General features: G+C 71.8%; 11 protein-coding genes. 6 read left to right on the top strand and 5 right to left on the bottom strand.

Translation table 11 applies throughout. The annotated features are described in order from the left end of the window. Positions 1 to 62 precede the first annotated feature (62 nt). From R8Z57_RS04350 to R8Z57_RS04340, 3 genes are read left to right on the top strand one after another with little or no spacing between them, the layout of a single operon-like run. On the top strand, positions 63 to 2126 hold the full coding sequence (locus tag R8Z57_RS04350; protein WP_318352515.1) for a beta-galactosidase: 2064 nt from the start codon (positions 63 to 65) through the stop codon (positions 2124 to 2126). After that, positions 2123 to 4483 carry an alpha-xylosidase gene (yicI, locus tag R8Z57_RS04345; protein ID WP_318352514.1) on the top strand — a complete coding sequence of 787 codons (2361 nt, stop codon included), beginning with the start codon at positions 2123 to 2125 and terminating at the stop codon, positions 4481 to 4483. The genes R8Z57_RS04350 and yicI overlap by 4 nt, the downstream gene beginning before the upstream one ends. Beyond that, on the top strand, positions 4480 to 7116 hold the full coding sequence (locus R8Z57_RS04340) for a glycoside hydrolase family 3 C-terminal domain-containing protein (RefSeq protein ID WP_318352513.1): 2637 nt from the start codon (positions 4480 to 4482) through the stop codon (positions 7114 to 7116). Before yicI ends, R8Z57_RS04340 begins: the two co-directional genes overlap by 4 nt. 556 nt (positions 7117 to 7672) lie before the next feature. Here the strand turns inward: R8Z57_RS04340 and R8Z57_RS04335 are convergent. Next, entirely contained in the window at positions 7673 to 8584 is a 912-nt protein-coding gene (locus tag R8Z57_RS04335; protein ID WP_318352512.1) for a PmoA family protein, read from the bottom strand. Positions 8585 to 8765: 181 nt separating this feature from the next. Between R8Z57_RS04335 and R8Z57_RS04330 the strand changes: the two genes are divergently transcribed. Next, positions 8766 to 9044, top strand: a complete 279-nt coding sequence (locus R8Z57_RS04330) for a GlsB/YeaQ/YmgE family stress response membrane protein (RefSeq protein WP_318352511.1) — start codon at positions 8766 to 8768, stop codon at positions 9042 to 9044. A gap of 119 nt (positions 9045 to 9163) precedes the next feature. Here the strand turns inward: R8Z57_RS04330 and pgm are convergent, their stop codons facing one another. Continuing rightward, entirely contained in the window at positions 9164 to 10807 is a 1644-nt protein-coding gene (gene pgm / locus R8Z57_RS04325; RefSeq protein WP_318352510.1) for a phosphoglucomutase (alpha-D-glucose-1,6-bisphosphate-dependent), read from the bottom strand. A gap of 290 nt (positions 10808 to 11097) precedes the next feature. On the opposite strand from pgm, the gene pheA reads away from it, so the two are divergent. After that, a complete protein-coding gene (pheA, locus tag R8Z57_RS04320; RefSeq protein WP_318352509.1) occupies positions 11098 to 12075 on the top strand; it encodes a prephenate dehydratase in 978 nt (325 codons plus the stop codon). After that, positions 12075 to 12515 carry a pyridoxamine 5'-phosphate oxidase family protein gene (locus R8Z57_RS04315; protein WP_318352508.1) on the top strand — a complete coding sequence of 147 codons (441 nt, stop codon included), beginning with the start codon at positions 12075 to 12077 and terminating at the stop codon, positions 12513 to 12515. Before pheA ends, R8Z57_RS04315 begins: the two co-directional genes overlap by 1 nt. A gap of 69 nt (positions 12516 to 12584) precedes the next feature. Here the strand turns inward: R8Z57_RS04315 and R8Z57_RS04310 are convergent, their stop codons facing one another. The 3 genes from R8Z57_RS04310 to R8Z57_RS04300 form a co-directional block, all read right to left on the bottom strand. Continuing rightward, the gene (locus R8Z57_RS04310; protein ID WP_318352507.1) at positions 12585 to 18968 is read right to left on the bottom strand and encodes an SdrD B-like domain-containing protein; all 6384 of its coding nucleotides are present in this window, start codon (positions 18966 to 18968) and stop codon (positions 12585 to 12587) included. A 198-nt stretch (positions 18969 to 19166) separates the two neighbouring features. Next, a complete protein-coding gene (locus R8Z57_RS04305; RefSeq protein WP_318352506.1) occupies positions 19167 to 20231 on the bottom strand; it encodes an LLM class flavin-dependent oxidoreductase in 1065 nt (354 codons plus the stop codon). Positions 20232 to 20451: 220 nt separating this feature from the next. After that, positions 20452 to 21498: a LacI family DNA-binding transcriptional regulator gene (locus R8Z57_RS04300; RefSeq protein WP_378722791.1), complete on the bottom strand. Its 1047-nt coding sequence runs from the start codon at positions 21496 to 21498 to the stop codon at positions 20452 to 20454. Positions 21499 to 21577 lie beyond the last annotated feature (79 nt).

The following is a 21577-nucleotide window of genomic DNA, read 5'->3' as shown; positions in this document are numbered from 1 at the left end:
GACCTTCGGAACGGCTCCTGCCGACATCGCCCCACGAAACTCAGCGAAGAGGTTCTCGCCCCATGGTCCCCACTCCGACCCCGCGTCGACTCGAGGCGTTCGCCGACCTCACGCGCGACCTCGGCATCGCCTTCGGCGGCGACTACAACCCCGAGCAGTGGCCGCGCGAGGTGTGGCGCGAGGATGCCGAGCTCATGGTGCGCGCGGGCGTCAACCTCGTCACGGTCGGCGTGTTCAGCTGGGCGCGGCTCGAGCCGTCGCCGGGCGCATACGACTTCGACTGGCTCGACGAGGTGCTCGACCTGCTGCACGACCACGGCATCGCGGTGGATCTCGCCACGCCGACCGCGTCGCCGCCGCCGTGGCTCGGCATCCTGCACCCCGAGACGCTGCCCGTGAACCCCGACGGGGTGCCGCTGGCCGCCGGCTCGCGCAACCAGTTCACGCCCGCCTCCCGCGTCTACCGCGAGAGGGCGACGGCGATCGCGACCGCCCTCGCCGAGCGGTACGCAGCCCACCCCGCCGTGCGGATGTGGCACGTGGGCAACGAGTTCGGCCAGATCGACTACGGCGACGAGGCGGCACGCGAGTTCCGCCTGTGGCTGCGCGAGCGCTACGGCAGCATCCAGGCTCTCAACGAGGCATGGGGCACGCTCGTCTGGGCGCAGGGGTATCGCGACTTCGACGAGATCGTCCCGCCGCGGCGCATGCCCTACCTCGTCAACCCGGCGCAGTCCCTCGACTTCCGCCGCTACACGTCGTGGGCGCTGCAGCGCGTGTTCACCGAGCAGCGCGACGCGATCCGGGCGACCGGCGCGACGCAGCCCGTCACCACGAACTTCATGGGATTCGAGCCGCTCACCGACCTGTGGGCGTGGGCCGGCGACGTCGACGTGATCGCCGACGACCAGTACCCCGACCACGCGGCGCCGACGTCGTCGTCCGACATCGCGCTCGTGCAGGACCTCATGCGCTCGCTCGGCGGCGGGCGCCCGTGGCTGCTCATGGAGCAGGCGATCAGCGGCACGTCGTGGCGGCCGCACAACCTGCCGAAGACTCCCGCGCGCGCACGGCTGGACTCGCTGCAGGCCGTCGCCCGCGGCGCCGATGCCATCTGCTTCTTCCAGTGGCGGCAGGCGCGCACGGGAGCCGAGCGCTTCCACTCCGCGCTCCTCCCGCACGCGGGCGCCGACACCGAGCTCTTCGCGGGGGTCTGCGCTCTCGGCGCCGACCTGCAGCGGCTGCGGCCCGTCGTCGGCGGCCGGGTCGAGGCATCCGTCGCCGTCCTGTTCGACTGGGAGTCGTGGTGGGCGGCAGAAGAGCCGGCCCGCCCGACCGAGCGGCTGCGCACCCTCGAGCAGGTCACCCGCTGGCACCGCGCGCTGTGGCGCCGTGGCGTCGCGATCGACCTGGTGCGTCCGGGCGCCGACCTCTCGGCCTATCGCGCCGTGCTGGTGCCGCACTCGTACATCATCGGGACGGATGCCGCCACCGCCCTCCGCGCGGCGGTCGAGGCCGGCGCGAGCCTGGTCGTGGGCCCGTTCTCGGGAGTCGCCGACGCGAACGCGGGCATTCTGACCGGCCGGTCGCCGGTGCTGCTGCGCGACCTCGTGGGTGTGAGCGGCGAGGAGTGGGTCGGCCTGCCCGACGCGCCCACGCCGCTCGTCGCCGAGCCCGCCTGGGATGCGGCCCCGGCCGCCCCCGAGGCCGGCGTGCTGGGCGAGCGGCTCCGCGCCGAGGGCGCCGAGGTGCTCGCGCGCTTCGACGGCGGCCATCTCGCCGGAGCACCGGCCATCACGCGTCACCGGGTGGGCGCGGGGACGGCCTGGTATCTGGGCGCCGTCCCGTCGGACGAGGTGCTCGACGCCGTCCTCGGCGAAGCGCTCGCCGCCGGCGGCGTCACCGGCGCGGTGCGCGTGGGTTCGCTCGCCGGCGGCCGGCTGCCCGAAGGCATCGAGGCCGTGCGGCGCGGCGACGCCCTGTTCCTCCTCAACCACGGCGATGCGGCGGCGCACCTGTCGGTGCCCGGGCATCACCGGGATCTCCTGTCGGACGCGGACGTCGACGGCGAGCTCGAGCTCGCCCCCGGCGCCGCCCTGGTGCTCATCGAAAGGCACGCGAAGTGAAGTTCACCGATGGCTACTGGCTCACGAGGCCGGGGCTCGCCCCGCTGTACGCGGTCGAGGTCGACGACATCCGCGTCGACCGGGAGGCGGGCACGATGACCGTGTACGCCCCCACGGCCGCGATCCGCGACCGCGGCGACACCCTGAACCGAGCGATGCTGACCCTGACGTTCTCGTCGCCGGCGCCCGGGGTGGTGAAGGTCCGCGTCGAGCGGCACGCCGGCGCCGTGCACCGCGGCCCCGACTTCGAGGTCTTCGGCGCCGAGGGCTTCTTGCCCGAGATCGAGGTCGATGACGAGGCGGGCGTGCTGCGGGCCGGTCCACTCAGCGCCCGGGTGGTGCGGTCGGCGGGGCAATGGCGCGTCGACTTCGAGAGCGACGGCCGCGTGCTGACGAGCTCGCTGCCGCGCTCGATCGGGCACTTCACCGGCACGACGGGGACGAACGGCACGAAGGGCACCGCCGGTACGGCGGGCACCGCAGGCACCGCCGCCGGGGGCACCGAGCCGACGTGGGTGCACCAGCAGCTGAGCATCGAGCCCGGCGAGCGGGTCTACGGCCTGGGCGAGCGGTTCGGGGCGTTCGTCAAGAACGGCCAGGTCGTCGACACGTGGAACGCCGACGGCGGCACCTCCAGCGAGCAGGCCTACAAGAACGTCCCCCTCTACCTCACCAGCCGCGGCTACGGCGTCTTCGTCGACCACCCCGCGAACGTCTCGTTCGAGGTCGGCAGCGAGGTCAACTCGCGCGTGCAGTTCTCGGTCGACGGCGAGTCGCTGGAGTACTACGTCATCGCGGGCCCCGAGCCCAAGGACGTGCTGCGCCGGTACACCGCCCTCACCGGACGCCCCGCGCGGGTGCCCGCGTGGTCGTTCGGGCTGTGGCTGACGACGTCGTTCACGGCGAGCTATGACGAAGACACCGTTAGCGCGTTCGTCGACGGCATGGCCGAGCGCGACATCCCGCTCTCGGTCTTCCACTACGACTGCTTCTGGATGCGCGAGTTCCAGTGGACCGACTTCGAGTGGGACTCGCGGGCCTTCCACGATCCGGTCGGGCAGATCGCGCGCATGCACGAGCGCGGCGTGCACGTCTCGGTGTGGATCAACCCGTACATCGCGCAGCGCTCGGCGCTCTTCCGTGAGGCCGCCGACAACGGCTACCTCCTGCAGCGCGCCGACGGCAGCGTGTGGCAGTGGGACATGTGGCAGGCGGGCATGGGGCTCGTGGACTTCACGAACCCGGCTGCGGCGGACTGGTACGTCGCGAAGCTGCAGGGCCTCCTCGACCAGGGCGTCGACGCCTTCAAGACCGACTTCGGCGAGCGGATCCCGGTGGACGGCGTGGTGTGGCACGACGGCTCCGACCCGCACCGCATGCACAACTACTACGCCAAGCTCTACAACGAGGTGGTGTTCCGGGCGCTCGAGCAGCACCGCGGCGCGGGCGAGGCGGTCGTGTTCGCGCGCTCGGCGACCGCGGGCTCGCAGCAGTTCCCGGTGCACTGGGGCGGCGACAACGACTCGACGTTCCTGTCGATGGCGGAGTCGCTGCGCGGCGGGCTCTCGCTCGCGATGTCGGGCTTCGGCTACTGGAGCCACGACATCGGCGGGTTCGAGGGCACGCCCGACCCCGGCGTCTTCAAGCGCTGGCTCGCGTTCGGCCTGCTGTCTTCGCACTCCCGGCTGCACGGCTCCTCGTCCGTGCGTGTGCCGTGGGCCTTCGACGAGGAGGCCGTCGACATCGCCCGGGCGTTCACGAAGCTGAAGATGAGGCTCATGCCCTACCTCGCCTGCACCGCCGAGCAGGCGCATGCCGACGGCATCCCCATGATGCGGCCGATGGTGCTCGAATTCCCCGAGGATCGCTCGGGGTTCGACGCCGACACCCAGTACATGCTGGGCGGCTCGCTGCTGGTGGCACCCGTCTTCACCGCCGACGGCAGCGTCGAGTACTACCTGCCGGAGGGGGAGTGGACCTCCCTCCTCGACGGCTCGGTGTCGGACGGCCGCCGGTGGGTGAGGGAGACCCACGCGTACGACTCGGTGCCGCTGCGGGTGCGTCCCGGCACGGTGCTGCCGATCGGCGCGGTCGACGACCGCCCCGACTACGACTGGGCCGACGGCGTCACCCTGCGCTGCTTCCAGCTCCCCGACGGCTACGACGCCGTGACCGTGGTGCCCGGGCATGACGGCGCCGCTCCGACCCGGTTCCGCGTGCGCCGCGAGGGCGACGCCGTCATCGCACGCTCGGACGACGCCCGCGCCCCGTGGGCGCTGCAGGTGGGCGAGCGCACCGCGCAGGCCGAGGCATCCGGCGAGATCCGCATCACACTCGACGAGGAGGGCGCGCGATGAGCGACACCGCGACGCACACGACGACCACCGACCCGACGGACGCGGCCGACGCGGCCGGCCGGACGCCGGCGCACGACGAGGCCGGGCAGGCGCAGGCCGGGCAGGCGCAGGCCGGGCAGGCGCAGGCCGAGGTCGCGCCGCCGGTGTTCCGCCGTGCCGACGAGCCGCTGGCCGCGCGTGCCCGCGACCTGCTCGACCGCCTGACGCCCGAGGAGCGCATCGCGATGCTGCACCAGGCGGCGCCGGCGATCGAGCGCCTGGGCGTCGCCGAATGGCGCACCGGCTGCGAGGCGCTGCACGGCGCCGCGTGGCTCGGTCGCGCGACGGTGTTCCCGCAGCCGGTCGGTCTCGCCGCCACGTGGGACACCGACCTCGTCGAGCGCGTGGGCGAGGTGGCGGCCGTCGAGGTGCGCGCCAAACGCGCCGAGAACCCGCTGGTGAGCCTCAACGTGTGGGCGCCGGTCGTCAACACCCTGCGCCACCCCGGGTGGGGTCGCAACGAGGAGGGGTACTCCGAAGACCCGCACGTCACCGGGATCTTCGGCACCGCCTACTCGCGAGGCCTGCGCGGCGACCACCCGCGCGTGTGGCGAACGGTGCCTGCGCTCAAGCACTTCCTCGCCTACAACAACGAGACCGACCGCTCGACGACGTCGTCCGAGATGTCGCTGCGCACCCTCCACGAGGAGGAGCTGCCCGCCTTCCGCGACGCGATCGAGGCCGGTGCCGCCGGCGGCATGATGCTCGCGTACAACCGGGTCAACGGCATCCCGGCGCACACGCAGCCCGAGCTCGTGGCCGAAGCGCGCACGTGGGCGGACGAGTCGATCGCGGTGGTGTCGGATGCCGGCGCCCCGACCTTCCTGGTGACGACGCAGCGCTCGCAGCCCGACCACGTGCACGCCGCGGCGGCCCTGGTGGGCTCGGGGCTCGACTCGTTCACCGACAACGAGGCGAACGCCGCGCCCACCATCGAGTACGTCACCCAAGCGCTCGCCGCGGGTCTCCTCACCACCGAGGACGTCGACCGCGCCGTGCTGCGGCTGCTCGAGCTGCGGATCCGCACCGGCGAGTTCGACGGCGATGCCGACCCGTACGCGGGCATCGGCGCCGACGCGATCGACGGCCCCGGTGCGCGCGAGCTGGCCCGGGAGGCGGTGGTGCGCTCGGTCGTCGTGCTGCGGAACGACGCCGGCGTTCTGCCCCTCTCGGATGCCGGACGCATCGCGGTCGTCGGCCCGCTCGCCGACCTCGTGCTCACCGACTGGTACGCCGGCACGCCGCCGTACGCCGTCGGCATCGGCGCGGCCGCGGGCGAGCGGTTCGGCGCGGCCGAGGTGGTGACGGGCGCCGACACGATCGCGCTCCGGGCCACCTCGAACGGCCGCTTCGTCGTGGCGAGCGCCGACGGCTCGGTCGTCGAGGCGTCCGCCGACACCGCCGTCGACGGAGCCCTGTTCGACGTGACGGACTGGGGCGACGGCATCCTGACCCTCCGCTCCCGAGCGAGCGGCCTGCTGCTCACCGGAGGTGTCTGGCCCGTGCGCGCCGATGCGACGCGCGTCGGCGAGTGGGTCGTGCAGGAGAGCTTCCGCAAGCACGTGCACGCCGACGGCACGTGGTCACTGCTGCACCTCGGCTCGGGCCGGTGGCTGCGGGTGTTCCGCGACGTGGGCCTGCTGGCGGCCGAGGCGGTCACGCTCGACAAGGCCGAGCGCTTCGGCGTGCGCATGGTGCGTTCGGGCGCCTCGGCGGTGGCCGAGGCGGCGGCACGCGCCGACGCTGTCATCGTAGCGGTGGGCAACGACCCGCACCTCAACGGCCGCGAGACCGAGGACCGCCCGCACCTGCGCCTGCCCGAGGCCTGGGCCGAGCTGTGGCGCGTCGCGCGCGAGGCCAATTCCCGTGCCGTGCTCACGGTCGTCTCGAGCTACCCGTACGTGCTGTCGGGGATCGATGTCGACACCGTGGTGTGGTCGAGTCACGGCGGGCAGGAGCTCGGCCGCGGAGTCATCGACGTGCTGTCGGGCGACCGCGAGCCGTCGGGGCGCCTGTCGCAGAGCTGGCTCGCGACCGAGGAGCAGGCCGGCGACCTGTTCGACTACGACACCCTGCGCCAGGGCGCGACGTACCGTCATCAGGCCGAGCCGCCGACGTTCGCCTTCGGGCACGGCCTCACCTACACCTCCGTCTCGTATGAGTCCGTGACGGTGACGGATGCCGCAGCCCCCGCCCCTGCGCCCACGCACCGGCACGCCGTGTTCGCGGCGCGCGCCGACGAGACGACGGTCGACGCCGTGGTGCGGGTGCGCAACACGGGGGAGCGGGACGCCGAGGAGCTCGTGCAGGTCTACGCGCTGCCGGAGGAGGGCCTCGCGATCCCGACGCCGCGCCGACTGCTCGTCGCGTACGCGCGGGTGCGGCTCGCTCCGGGCGAGGTCCGCGACGTCGAGCTGTCGTTCCCGGTGTCGCGCCTCGCCGTGTGGGACGACGCGCTGCGCCTCGACGGCGCGGTCGACGACTGGCTCCACGCCGGCGCGCTCCGGGTGCAGCCCGGGCGCTACGCGCTCGCCGCCGGGCCGTCGGCGTGGGACCTCCCGGTCCGCGCGGACCTCGAGGTCACGCCGGCCTGAGGCTGCGCGAGGCTCGGGGCGTTTCGTCTCGCTCGTTCCTCGCTCGCTCAACGACCGGCGCCTCCTCGGGCCGGGCCACCTGTCGGCCGGCCGCTTCGCTCAACAGGTCAACCGGGCTTCTGCAGGAGCCCTTCGGACCTTCGGCTCCTGCAGAGCCCCGGTTCTCCTGTGGAAGCGGCGTGCGCTCCGGGGGCGCACGGATGGGCCGGCCCGGCGGCCGGTGACCGTCGCTCAACAGGTCAACCGGGCTTCTGCAGGAGCCCTTCGGACCTTCGGCTCCTGCAGAGCCCCGGTTCTCCTGTGGAAGCGGCGTGCGCTCCGGGGGCGCACGGATGGGCCGGCCCGGCGGCCGGTGACCGTCGCTCAACAGGTCAACCGGGCTTCTGCAGGAGCCCTTCGGACCTTCGGCTCCTGCAGAGCCCCGGTTCTCCTGCGGAAGCGGCGTGCGCCGCCGTCCGCTCTCATCGGGGAGGTGCCGGTCGTTGAGCGAGCGCAGCGAGACGAAACGCCCCCGCGCGGCGCGGGGATGCCTCGAGGAGCGAGCGCCGGCGCAGGGTCAGAGGGCGAGCTCGGCCGCGAGCGCCCGCGTCTCGTCGGGCGTCCAGACCCGGTCGCCGAACACATGGCGGTGGGCGAGCGAGAACTCGTCGCCGGGCGCGAGCGTGATGTGCTCGGCGAAGGAGGGGGACGGCGCCAGGATCGGGAACGGCTCGCTGCGCACGAACCAGCGGATGCCGGGGCCCGCGGTCGCCTTGCCGGCGAAAGCGAGCACGGTGCCGCCGCCGTCGAGCTCGTCGTGCTCGCCCGAGAAGGCCACCCACCCGGCTGCGGAACCCATCACGGCGTCGGCGCCGGCGTCGTCGGGCAGCCCGTCCGCCAGCACCCGGCCGCCGGTCCAGGCCCGCGGCATCCGGATCACGAAGCCGGTGTAGCCGGCGGCGGGGCGGCCCTGCGTCGTCGGGCTGCCGAATTCGAGGTCGCGGTCGGCGATGTTGCGCAGCGTCGTCGTGAAGTCCAGGAGCCACAGGCCCCGCTCGGCGTCCAGCCCGTGGAAGCGGTGCGTGCGGGTCTCGGCCACCCACTGCTCGCCGCCCTGGGTGATCCAGGTGAGCTCTTCGCTGAAGGACACCTCGGTGGCGGCATCCGTCACCGTCGTGAACCCGTCGTGCCGCATGCGGCCCACGTTGTCGAGCGGCACGTAGCCCGTCTCGCGCTGGAAGGTGGGGCCGCCCCAGAAGTTCTGGCCCGAGACGTGCGTCCAGGTCATCTGGAGGCCCTTGTGCCAGCGGTGGTCCCACGGCCGGAACGCCGTGAGCGGCGCGCCGTCGAGCGCGCGCAGCGGGTGCAGATACGGCTTCGGCCCCTCGAAGACCGCACCCCCCGGCTCGAAGGCGTAGCGGGCGATGTCGATGCCGGCGGCGGTCACGACCAGCTCGGTGTCGGCGCGTTCGAGGGTGAAGTCGGGCATCCCCTCATTGTGGCGCATTGCAATGGAAAACGCTTCCCCGGATCTCGCACGTGCGGGAATGTACCGCTTCCGAGGCCGGAGCGGTAGGGGCAACCGCGTCTTCACACCCCGCGCTAGCGTCTTGGCATCTCGAAAGGGACACCGCACCCCCCGCAGTGTCCAGGAGACAAGGGAGGAAATCATGCTCTGGACCATTCTCGGCCTGATCATCATCGGCCTCATCGCCGGACTCATCGCTCGCGCCCTCATCCCGGGCAAGCAGAGCATGGGCATCCTGCTGACGATCGTCCTCGGTATCGTCGGCTCGTTCGTCGGCGGCTTCCTGGGTTACCTGCTCTTCGGCGCAGACCCCAACGGCGGCTTCCTGCAGCCCTCGGGCATCATCGGCTCGATCCTCGGCTCGATCATCGTGCTCGGCCTCTACGTGCTGTTCACGCGTCGCCGCGGCGTCACCCGCTGAACCGGCGCGGAGGCAGCGTCCGCAGCCTCACGCACAAGCGCGAACCCACCCGATCGATCGGGTGGGTTCGCGCTTTTCGTTCGCTCGCCGCCGGCGCGCCTGACGCGCCGCGCTCGGCGTCAGGCGCCGGCGAGCGCCTGCGACACCACCTCGCGGGCCTCGGCCTGCACCTGCGCAAGGTGCTCGGGGCCCCGGAGCGACTCGGCGTACAGCTTGTAGACGTCCTCGGTGCCCGACGGGCGCGCGGCGAACCACGCGTGCTCGGTCTGCACCTTGAGCCCGCCGATGGCGGCGCCGTTGCCCGGCGCGCGCGAGAGCTTCGCGGTGATGGGCTCTCCGGCGAGGTCGGTCGCAGTGACGGCCTCGGGCGCGAGCTTGCCGAGTGCCGCCTTCTGAGCGGGGGATGCCGGGGCATCCACGCGCTGGTACGCCGAGGCGCCGAACGCGACCTCGAGCTCGGCGTAGCGCTGCGAGGGCGTCTTGCCGGTGACAGCGAGGATCTCGGCGGCGAGCAGGCACAGCAGGATGCCGTCCTTGTCGGTCGTCCAGACCGTGCCGTCGGTGCGGAGGAACGACGCCCCGGCCGACTCCTCGCCGCCGAACGCGACCGATCCGTCCAGCAGCCCGGGCACGAACCACTTGAAGCCGACGGGCACCTCGAGCAGCGGGCGCCCGAGCGATTCCGCCACGCGATCGATGATCATCGAGCTCACCAGCGTCTTGCCGACCGCGGCATCCGCCGGCCACTGCGGTCGATGCGAGTACAGGTAGTCGATCGCCACGGCCAGGTAGTGGTTCGGGTTCATGAGCCCCGCGTCGGGCGTCACGATGCCGTGCCGGTCGGCGTCGGCGTCGTTGCCGGTGAGGATGTCGTACTCCTCGCGGCGGCGGATGAGGCCGGCCATGGCCGACGGGGACGACGGGTCCATGCGGATCTTCTCGTCCCAGTCGAGCGTCATGAAGCGCCAGGTCGGGTCGACGTCGGGGTTCACGACGGTGAGGTCGAGGCCGTGGACCTCGGCGATGAGCGCCCAGTACTCCACCGAGGCGCCGCCCAGCGGGTCGGCACCGATGCGCACGCCGGCGTTCCGGATCGCCTCCACGTCGATGATGTTCGCGAGGTCGCGGACGTACGCCTCGCGGAAGTCGTACTGACCCAGGGTGTCGGCGTCGAGGTCCTTGAACGGCGTGCGGGCGACACCTTCGAGCTGTGCGGCGATGAGCTCGTTCGCGCGGTTCGCGATCCAGCCCGTCGCGTCGGTGTCGGCGGGGCCGCCGTTCGGCGGGTTGTACTTGAAGCCGCCGTCGCGCGGCGGGTTGTGGCTCGGCGTCACGACGATGCCGTCGGCGCGGCCCGGGTCGGCGGCATCCTTCCCCCGGTTGTACGTGAGGATCGCGTGGCTGAGGGCCGGCGTCGGCACCCAGGAGTCCCGCGAGTCGACCCGCACGTCGACGCCGTTGGCCACGAGCACCTCGATGGCGCTGCGCTCGGCGGGGAGCGACAGCCCGTGGGTGTCGCGACCGAGGAACAGCGGCCCCTCGATGCCCTGCGAACGCCGGTAGTCGACGATCGCCTGCGTCGTGGCGAGGATGTGCGTCTCGTTGAAGCTGGCCGACAGCGACGACCCGCGGTGGCCGCTCGTGCCGAAGGCGACGCGCTGCTCGGGGACCGCGGGGTCGGGGCTGATGTCGTAGTAGGCGGAGATCAGCTCATCGATGTCGATGAGATCGGATGCCTCGGCGGGTTGTCCTGCGCGACTCATGTGGTCCAGTCTGCCTGTCCGCACGCCCGCGTGCACAAGCTTGACCGGGTATGACGCGTACCGTACGCAGGATCGATTCGGCCGGTGCGATTCCGCGACCGCCGGAACACGCTGCGGGCGGTACGTCCAGGCGCTGCGGTCCTGCGAACTGCCAGGGTGCGGCACCGGCGGCGGCGTTCGGCATTCAGCCGGCGCGCGGCGGCCGCAGGGACACCTGCGGATTTCCGCGGTCGCAGCGGGCTCCTCGTGGGCGGCCGGACGGAATGCTCAACGCGGATAGGCTGGCACGCGTGACTTCCGAGGTCGACGCCGTCGCGGCATCCGCTCCCGTCCGCCGCACCTACAGCTTTCTCGGCCCGGCCGGCACCTTCACCGAGGCGGCGCTCGCGCAGGTGCCCGAGGCGCGCGGCCACGAGTGGCGCCCCGTCCGCAACGTCGGTGAGGCGCTCGCCGACGTCGTCGACGGCCGCTCGGACGCCGCGATGATCGCCATCGAGAACTCGGTCGACGGCGGGGTGTCGACCGCGCAGGATGCCCTCGCGACGGTTCCCGGCCTGCGGATCGTGGGGGAGTACCTCGTCCCGGTCGAGTTCGTGCTCGTCGGGCGCCCCGGCGCGCGCCTGGAGGATGTGGCCCTCATCGCCGCGCACCCGGTGGCTTACGCGCAGTGCCTGCAGTGGCTCTCGCGCGAGCTGCCCGCGCACGCCCACGTGCCGGCCGCGAGCAACGTCGCGAGCGCGATGAGCCTGCTCGAAGGATCGAGCGATGCGGATGCCGCGATCGCCCCGCCCGGGATCCTCGAGCATCACCAGCTCGAACTGCTCGCCTCGAACATCGGCGACAACGCCAACGCCGTGACGCGTTTCGTGCTCGTGAGCCGCACGGTCGCGCCGCCACCCCCGACCGGGGCCGACAAGACCTCGCTCATCGTGGAGCTGCCCGACGACCACCCCGGCGCGCTGCTGGAGATGCTCGAGCAGTTCGCGACGCGGGGCATCAACCTGTCGCTGCTCGCCTCGCGCCCGATCGGCGACGAGCTGGGCCGGTACCGCTTCGTCGTCGACGCGGACGGGCACCTCGAGGACGAGCGGATGGCCGACGCCCTCATGGGCCTCCGCCGCTTCAGCCCGCGGGTGACCTTCCTCGGGTCGTACCCGCGCGCCGACCGCGCCGTGGTGCGCTATCCCGAGCGCTACGCCGACGACGTGTTCGTCGAGGCGCGCGACTGGCTGCGCGGACTCCTGAGCGGCGAGCCCGAGGAGGCCTGATGGCCGAGCCCTTCGTCTTCGACCCCGCGAACGAGGTGCACGCCCGTGCCCGGCGGCGCCTGGAGACGGAGCAGGTCGCGTGGTTCGGCACGAACGGTCGCGACGGCTACCCGCACGCCGTGCCCATCTGGTTCCTGTGGCGCGACGGCCGCGCGCTCATCATGAGCGAGCCCGAGACGGCGAAGGTGCGAAACCTCCGCGCGGACGAGCGCGTGCTGCTCCACCTCGAGGCGGGGCACGACGGCGAGCAGCTCACGGTGCTGCGCGGCACGGCGGCGATCTCGGCGGAGCCCGCGAGCACCTGGGTCGAGCGGATCGGCGAGGCGTACACGGCGAAGTACGACGCGTGGCTCCAGCGGCTCGGCCTCACGACGGCGACCATGGCCGAGCGGTACTCGGTGCTCATCGAGGTCACGCCGCACAAGCTCATCGCCTGGTAGGCGCACCAGGGGCGATGCGGAGCGGGGGCCGAGCGCCGTGGCGCTCGACCCCCGCTTGCTCGTGCCGGGTCAGGCGCGGCGGCGGCGCCCGGTGATGAGCAGCAGCGCGCCGAGCAGGGCGGCGAGGACGCCGACCGAGATCGCGATCACGGGGAGCGCGCCGCCGGTGGCGGGAAGCGCAGCCGCGGCAGCCGATGCCGGCTTCGGCGGCATGGTGCCGAGGTAGTGCGCGGGGTCGGTGTCGGTGACGGTGACCTCGGTGCCCGGGACCCGGCCGGTCGCGGTGCCGGTGTTGACGTAGGCGCCCTGGATGGCGACGCCGAGGGCGTTGCAGGTGAACGACGCTCCCGGCGCCAGCGGCCCGGGCACGACGTTGGACTGCGTGCCGTTGCACCAGATCTCGAACGCGGCGACCTTGTCGTCGGTCACCGTGACGTCCACGAGCGGCGAGTTGCCGGTGTTCGTGACGACGTAGGTCCACTCCACGACGGCCCCCGTCGTCACGGCCACGCCGGGCGCCCGGTCGGCGTCCTGACCGTTGACGGCCTTCTCGATGTCGATCGCGGGGGCGGCGCCGAAGTAGTGCGACGGGTCGTCGTCGCTCACGACCACCCCCGGCACCGGGAGACCCTCGACGTCGGTGGTCTCCGGCCCGACGCCGGTGACCGTGCCGAGGTTGGCGTACTGGCCGACGATGGCGGTGCCGGTCGCGACGCAGGTGACGGTGGCCTGGGGAGCGAGCGGACCGGGCACGACGTTGCTGCCCGTTCCGGCGCAGTCGATGTCGCCCGCGCCGACCTGGTCGTCGGTCACGGTCACGTCCGTCAGCGGCACGTTGCCGGTGTTGGTCACCTCATACGTCCACTCGACGCTGCCGTCCACCGGCACGTAGGGACCCGTGGGCTCGTCGGCGTCGATGGTGTTGGTGGCCTTCTCGATGTCGACGGCCGGGTTCGCGCCGAAGTAGTGCGAGGCATCCACGTCGGTCACCTCCGCCTCGAGCGGGTCGATGCCGGTCACCGTGCCGAGGTTCGCGTACTGGCCCGCGACGGCGGTCCCGGTCGCGACGCAGGTGAACGACGCCTCCGGAGCGAGGGGACCGGGCACCACGTTCGAACCGGTCTCGGCGCAGTCGATGTCGGCCGCACCCACCTGGTCGTCGGTCACCGTCACGTTCGTGAGCGGCACGTTGCCGGTGTTCGTCACCACATACGTCCAGCGCACATCCTCGCCGACCGCGACCAGCGGACCGGTGGGTTCGTCGGCGTCCTGCCCGTTGGTGGCCTTCTCGATGTCGACCGCCGACGCGACGCCGAAGTAGTGCGACGGGTCCTCGTCGTCCACCTGCACGCCGGGCGTGACGACGCCCTGCGCGTCGGTGGTGGCGGGGGCGGTGCCGGTCACGGTGCCGAGGTTCGCGTACTGCCCGGCCACCGCGATGCCCGAGGCGACGCAGGTGACGGATGCCTCCGGCGCGAGGGGACCGGGAACCACGTTGCTGCCCGTCCCGGCGCAGTCGATCTCCGCGGCGGCGACCTGGTCGTCGGTGACGGTGACGTCCGTCAGCGGAACGTTGCCGGTGTTGGTCACCACGTACGTCCACTCCACCGCGCCATCCACCGGCACCAGCGGACCGGTCGGCTCGTCGGCATCCTCCCCGTTCGTCGCCTTCTCGATGTCGATCGCCGGCACCGACCCGAAGTAGTGCGACGGGTCTTCGTCGGTCACCTCCACCGCGGTCGGATCCAGCCCGGTCACCGTGCCGGTGTTGGCGTACTGGCCGGCGGTGGCGGTGCCCGTTGCGACACACGTGACCGATGCCGCGGGCGCGAGCGGTCCGGGAACGAAGTTGCTGCCCGTCCCGGCGCAGTCGATGTCTTCCGGATCCACCAGGTCGTCGGTCACTTCGATGTCGGTCAGATCCACATCCCCGGTGTTGGTCACCACGTACGTCCACACCACGGCGCCGCCGACCGGCACGTACGGCCCGGTGGGGGTGTCGGCATCCTGCAGGTTGGTGGACTTCTCGATATCGATCGCCGGCCCCGGCAGGAGCGCCAGGTCGACGGTGAAGGTGGTGAACTCGTCGGGGATCAGCGGCCCCGCCAGGCGTGCCACGTCGTCCCCGGTCGGTCCGTCGCCGCCGACCAGCCGGTCCCCGGCGTACTCGTAGGCCAGGGTCACCGCGGTGCTCGTCAGCCCGGTCGACCGCGGGTCGGGCGCCGCGGTGTTGTTGTTGTCGACGCCTTCATTGACGCCGTCGGCATCGCCCGAGCCCACCGTGCGCACCACGAAGTCCGCCAGCGGCCCGCCCGCCCGGAACATCGCCGCCGGGATGTGGGCGGTGTAATCACCCGCGGGCAGCGCGTCGGCCGACCAGCGGCCGTTCGCGTCGGTGACCCGCGTGGCGACGACCTCGCCGTCGGCGTCGCGCACCTGAACGGTCACACCGGCGATGCCCTGCTCTCCGATATCGAACTTGCCGTTGCCGTTGCGGTCCGCCCACACCAGGTCGCCCAGCGTGAACCCGGGCATCAGCACATACGGCTCATTCGAGAAGAGCAGATCGTCGGGGAACGAGGGCGAGACGATCGACGCCCGGTTCACATAGACGTTGTCGAGCGCGGTGCTCGTCGATCGCGCGGGGATGTCGGCCCGCACCCTCGATCGTACGGGCAGATCTTCGCTGGAGACGAACCGGATGGCGGTGACCTGCGAGAAGTCGCTCACCTCGCCCGCCACGAGCCACAGCCCTCCCGGGGTCTGGGGGCTCGCGTTGGCCGCCACCCTCGAGTCGTGGTTGATCGTCGCGGGGTTCGCGGTCGAGTAGTACCACGTGCCGGCGACCTCGCCGGTGGCGCCCGCGAGGAACACCGGCGGAGCAAGCTCGCCGATCAGCCGCGCGGAGCCCTGGAAGTCCGTCGCGTACTGGTCGCGCTTGGAGAGCGAGCCCACGGCGAAGTCGCCGTTCCACGGCAGGACGTCGATGACGTCGGGCGCCTGGAAGGGAATCATCTGCGAGGTGTTGCCCCATTCGAGCGACCAGTCGTACCGGTCGCCGCTGGCGACGTACGGCTTGTCGACGTGCTTCTCGATGCCGAGCTTGCCGGTGCCGACGACCAGGATGGTGGCCTGCGCCGACGGCCGGTCGCTCGAATTGTCGGCTGACAGCTGCACCCGGTTGATGTAGTTGGTTCCCGGCTGCGCGAGTTCCGACACATCGGTGCAGATCTTGAGCGCACCTCGGGCGGCCGAGGCGTCGCTCTGGTGGAACATCCACTGTGCGCCGGTGCCTCCCACCCGCTCGAGGAGGACGTCTCCGGCAGCGAAGGTCACCTGGCGGGCGACCGCGTCGTAGGCCACCGTCACTCCGGCGGGGAGCAGGTTCCTCGTGCACGCGAGGTTGAACTCGAGCCCCTGGGGGATGGTGTCGACCAGGCGCACGTTGTAGATCGTCTGACCGTTGTAGGCGAACACCGCGCGCGCGTTCAAGTTCCACGTGACAGTGTCGCCGGGGAGGTAGGTGTTCGGGGTGACGTTCTTCTCGACCTGCAGGCCGGGGCCGACCGTGACCAGATCACGCGCGCCGATGCTCCAGCCGCTGCCCCAGTTTCCGCCGGCGTTCCCGGACGGCCATCCCCCGACGTTGTGGGTGAGCACGCCCGCGGGGATCATCTCGCCCGCGTTCGGACCGCCGTTGTAGGTGAGACGCGACTGCAGATCGAACTGGAGGAACGCGTTGAAGGGGCCGGTCGCGACGGTGGTGGGGTCGAGGGGACGGACGCGCACCATGTTGACGCGGTCCTGCCAGCCTTCGCCGAACTGCGCCGGATCGGTCAGCCACGGCCCCGCGAATCCGCGGCAGTCGCGCGCTGCCGCATCGTTCGACGAGGCGTCGATCGGGTACAGTCCGTTCGCGCCCTGCGGCCCCGCCTGCGTGTCGACCTGGTTGGGGCCGACCGCGTACTCCATGACGTAGTCGGTGGTGTCGAGGTTCTGCACGGGGGTGTTCACCGTCACGAACCGGGGGAAGCCGCCGCGCGGGGCCCCGAGCTGGAACACCGAGACGTCGAACACGTCGCACTGCTGGAAGTTCGTGACCTTCACGCGTGCGTTGTCGGCCACCGAGTTGACGGAAGAGCCGATGATGCGCCCCGCCCAGGTCGCGTCTCCGCGCTGCCCGTCCGCCCAGTTGACGTACGACTTGCTTCCGGTCAGGGTTCCGCATTGGCCGGAGAAGTTCAGGCGATGGTCGACGACGTTGTTGCCGGTCGCCTCGGTGCCGTCCCAGCCGGGCTCGAACCCGGAGCCGTTCATCGGCAGGCCGAGCGCCGTCCAGCCGTCGGACTGCACGGCGATGTTCCGGAATCTGACCTCGGTGGTGAGATCGGTGCAGGGGTCGACCTCGAACTCGGCCATCGGCACGAAGATGTCGACGAACATGTCGGCGTAGTGGAGGTCGTGCGCCCACTGGTTGGGGTGGAAGGTCAGCTCCCAACCGGTGTCCATGTCGGTGGCGGTTCCCGGCTGCGTACCCGTGGTGCAGGTGGGCGTGCCGGTATCGGCGCTGTAGCTGTTGTTCGAGCGCAAGACGGTGAAGCCCGCGGCGTAGCAGCGGGTCAGCACCGCGTCGGGGGCGAACTCGCCGCTGACGAAGAACTTGTCTTTGAAGGTCAGCGGGTCATCCAGGAACGGTGCCAGGTTCGGCGTCGGCGTGAGGTCGCGCACCCGCAGCCGGTATCGCTGCGTGTACCCCTCCATCGGCGTGCCGTTGACGGTGGTCGACGTGAACACCGGACCGCCGTCCGCGAACTTCTGCAGATCCCACTGCGACGGCTTGGCCTCACCCGAGAACGTCGCGAGGTTGTCGCCCGTGCCGTCGTAGCCCGGCTCCCGGCCGTCTCCGTAGTTCAACTGGCCGCCGTTGATGGCCCAGGTGTCGGTGTCCTTCGCGAGGTTGTCGAAGGTGTACGTGCCGGTGGGCGCCGGCTGGCCAGGCTGCCAGCTCGGGTCGACCTGCCGGTACATGTCGCCGGCCGGAATCCACACATCGAGCAAGGTGTGACCGAGAGTCGCGGGATTGCCCTTCTGGATCCTCAGCGTCCAGCCGTCGGGTCCCTGCGTCTGACCCACGGGACAGTTGGGCATCGTCCAGCTCTCGCCGTTCGGATACGGCCCGCCGTCGTAGAAGCCGTACGCGGAGCAGCTGGCGACGACGGCGTTCGGGAACTCCGGCATCTGGTCGTGGAACGTGAGAGGCCACTGCAGCTCGGCGCCCTTGCCCTGCAGCATGTCCTGCATCTCGAACATGTACCGCATCTGATAGCCCGGCTGCCCGTTGCGCACGACGTAGCGCGGGTTCGATGGGGCCGGTGAGGTGGCGAAGCCCCGGACGCTCTTGCGCAGTTCCCACTTCGCGATGCCGGTGACTTCCACGAGCGGCCCGTTGACGGTGTTCGAGTTGCCGGCGTCGCCGCCCGCGGCGTAGGCGCGCATCGAGATCTCGGCGTGCGAGGGGATCGGCGTGTCAGACGCGAAATCGTAGACGAGCTGGATGGCTGCCACGTTCGACGACATCGTGCCCAGGTTGCAGATCACCGTGATCGACCCGTCGGCATTGGTCCTGCTCGATGATGTCGGCACCGCGCCGTTGGCCGCGTAGAGGCAGCCGTCGGGCATGCCGCCTGCCGCGGGTCCGCGCAGGCGGAGCTTGGCATTGTCGGGCGAGGAGATCGTGAACTCCGCGACGACGTTCGGCACCGAGGCGCCCGTCGGCAGGCCGGTGAGCGCGACCGAGTAGTTCTGGTAGACGCTGTCCTGCGGACGAACCCGGCAGTTGGCCGTGCCGCTGTCGTGGCCCGGCTCATCGTCGGCGTCGAACGGCGGCAGGCCGGTGCGCGCGAACCCCTCGCAGGCGTCGCTCCATTCCATCTTCGTGACCTTGAGGTCGGCGATCGGCTGGAAGCCCGCGTTCCTCACCACCTGGGCGGCGCCGGTGATCGTGAACGGCGTCGTGACGCCGCGCTCCGGATCGCCGGGATTGGGGTCGCCGGCGCGGATGAAGCTGTTGTCGCCCGCGGCGGCGTCGGGGAATCTTCCGGTGCCCGGTGCGTCGACGCGCACCACGAAGTCGCCGTCGGCCGCGTCCGCGAAGCTGTACGTGCCGTTGGCGGCCGTCGTCGTCGTGGCGACCACCGCCCCGTCCGGGGATGACAGCAGCTGCACCGTCACGCCGGACTTCACCGCCTCGGTGGTCTGGCGCACGCCGTCGCGATTCGCGTCCGACCATACGACGCCCGAGACCCGGCTTCCCGGTCCGGCGTGCGCGGCGGGCACTCCGCCCAAGGGCGCGACCAGCGCCACGACCACCGCGATCACGGTCGCGAACACGACCGCCGGCCGCACCCCTCCCCGGGTGAACGTGCCGGCACCATCGATTCGTCGAACAGACATGAGGTCCCCCCGGAGCTCTGCGATGACCTGGGCGTCATCGCCTGCGCGGACTGTCCCTCCCACCGTCACGAACCGGGGTGCCGAGGGCATCACCCAGATCAGGTGATGTTCTCGCCTGTGGTCAGGGCATCGTCGGTGGTCAGTGCGTGGCCGATGACCGCCGGCGCAGGGGGAACGGGCGGCCGGACGCCGGCCGATTCAGAGGCCGAGCTCGCCCGCCAGCAGCTCGAGGGTCTGCAGCCGGCCGGGTGCGGCATCCATCGGCTCTTCCTCGTACGAGCCCGCGATCGGCGAGATCATGACCTCGTCGACGGCGTGCCGGTCGGCGAAGGTGCGGAGGTCGGATGCCACGGCCTCGGCCGTGCCGACGAACCACTTCGCGCGGGCCGAAGCCATGAACGTGTCGCCGAGCCCGGCGAAGTCCTCGGCGTGGGCCTGCGCGTACTCGACCGTCTCGAGCGCGACGAGCGGCTTGTTCGTGCGCAGGCGCGCGGTCATGCGCAGGTTCGGCAGGGCGCGAGCTTCGGCCTCGTCCTGCGTCGGGGCGACGAGCACGTTCGCGGTGAGGAAGGTGCGCGGTGCCGACAGCGCGTCGGAGGGGACGAACGCCGAGCGGTAGAGGTCGAGCGCACGCTCGAGGCCCTCGCCCGAGAAGTGGTTCGCGAAGACGTAGGGCAGCCCGAGCGCCGCCGCGAGCTGGGCCGAGTAGTCGCTCGATCCCAGCAGCCACACCTCGGGCGTGGTGGTGGCCGCGGGCGTCGCGTGCACGTCGTACGTGCCGCCCGAGGTGAAGCGCAGCGACGCGCCCTCAGCCGAGACGAGCGAGCGGATGTCGCGCACGTGGTCGGGGAACCGCTCGACGTCGCTCGTGGTTCCACTCTGCCGCAGCAGCTGCGTGATCACCGGATCCGAGCCGGGCGCACGCCCGAGGCCGAGGTCGATGCGGCCCGGGGCGAGCGCCTCGAGCGCCGCGAACTGCTCGGCGACGACGAGCGGGGAGTGGTTGGGCAGCATCACGCCGCCCGAACCGAGACGGATGCGCGACGTGCGCACGGCGGCCGCTGCGGCGAGCACCGGCGGCGTCGTCGACGCGACCGCCGGCATGTTGTGGTGCTCGGCGAACCAGTAGCGGCGATAGCCGAGCCGATCGGCGGCGTCGACGAGGGAGAGGGATGCCGCGACCGCCTGCGCGCTGGTCTGCCCGGTGCGCACCGGAACGAGGTCGAGAACGGACAGGGCCGGGGCGGAGGTGGCGGTGCTCATCCCTGAGGCCAACCTCCGCCCCGGCCCGCGCATTCCGAGCCCTGGCCGTCAACCGTCGCGCCGGCGGAACTCCACAAGAACGCGGCGAGACTGCGCTATCACGCGCTCCTCGTGGCTTCGAGCGCGGAAACCGTGGAGTTGTGCACCGGCGCTTGCCCGGCCCGCGCACCGCGCGATGGCCCCGCACCCCCCGCGCGCCGTCCGGTGACAGTGAGCGCGATCAGGCGGACTCGCGCCACACGACCGGGCAGGAGAGCACGCTGCCGCCGGTGCCCGGGTCTTCGCCGCGCAGCTGCCGCAGCACCGACTCGGCCGCCGCACGGCCGAGCTCGTTCGCCGGCTGATGCACGGTGGAGAGCGGCGGGTCGCACCGCAGCGCCCACGAGCTGTCGTCGAAGCCCACCACGCCGACGTCGCGGGGGACGACGCGTCCGGCCGACTGCAGCACGTCCATCGCGCCGGCGGCGACGGCGTCGCTCGAGGCGAAGACGCCGTCGATGTCGGGGGCCCGCTCGAGGAGGGCGCGCATGCCGGCCTGGCCGTCCGAGTACGAGTACAGCGGCACGCGCTCGACCAGCTGCGGATCGAACCGATTGCCGAGGGCGTCGACGAAGCCGGCGAGGCGGTCCGAACCCGAGTCGCGGTCGAGCGCCGAGGCGATCATGCCGATGCGAGACCGGCCGGTGGCCGCCAGGCGGGCGGTGATCTCGCGCGCCGCGCCCCGGTTGTCGATCGCGACGTACGCGGCGTCGCCGATGTCGCGGGGGTGCCCGACGAACGCCGCGGGCAGGCCGAGCTCGGCGATGGCGCGGGTGATGGGGTCGCCGACGCGCGCCGACACGATGATCACGCCGTCGATGAGACCGCCGCTCAGGTAGCGGGCCAGGCGCTCGATGTCGCGGGTGCCGTCGGCGATCATGAACGACAGCTGGTAGTCGGCCTCCGACAGCGCAGCGTTGGCCCCGAGCAGGATCGAGCCGATGTTCGGGTCTTCGACGAAGAGCGAGTGCGGCTCGTGCACGATGAGCCCGATCGCCTGCGAGCTCTGCATCACGAGGCTGCGCGCGGCGCGATTCGGCACGAAGCCGACCTTGGCGATCGCCGCGTCGATCGCCGCGCGCGCCTCGTCCGACACGTAGGGCTGGCCGTTGAGCACGCGGCTGACGGTGCCCCGGGAGACGCCGGCCTCGATCGCCACGTCCTTCACGGTTGCGCGGCGCCTGCGTCCATTCGTCTCCACGCGACCATCGTATGTGCACGCGCACATGCCGCACGGAACCAGTTGACAGGAGTTTGCGGCGTGCATACTCTGTACACGTTCACAGAACCTCAGCGCGGAGGCATCC

It is taken from the genome of Microbacterium sp. M3 (assembly GCF_033548675.1).
Classification (GTDB): Bacteria; Actinomycetota; Actinomycetes; order Actinomycetales; family Microbacteriaceae; genus Microbacterium; species Microbacterium arthrosphaerae.
The sequence above is the reverse complement of the archived record's forward strand: the minus strand, read 5'-3'. Positions and strand labels throughout refer to the sequence as shown.